General features: G+C 46.3%; 1 protein-coding gene. It reads left to right on the forward strand.

Annotation, left to right across the window (positions count from 1 at the left end; all coding sequences use genetic code 11):
• The coding region (locus QP119_RS11760; protein WP_284776360.1) for a hypothetical protein at nt 1–231 on the forward strand (231 nt) is incomplete at both ends.

The following is a 231-nucleotide window of genomic DNA, read 5'->3' on the forward strand; positions in this document are numbered from 1 at the left end:
TACCGCCAGGCGGTCAATGCCTTCTATAAAACCACCTTCAAGACGGCCAACAATCCCGATGAAGATATGCCAATAGAACGGCAATTTATTTACGACAATCCGATCTGTTTTGGCGAAGAGTCGTTATTTTCACGCGTTGATGAAATTCGAGTCCTGGAGAAAACCACCGATTCCGCCCGCATTCATGTTCGTTTTACGCTGACCAATGGCAACAACGAAGAGCAAGAACTG

It is taken from the genome of Corynebacterium frankenforstense (genome assembly GCF_030211955.1).
Taxonomy (GTDB): Bacteria; Actinomycetota; Actinomycetes; order Mycobacteriales; family Mycobacteriaceae; genus Corynebacterium; species Corynebacterium frankenforstense_A.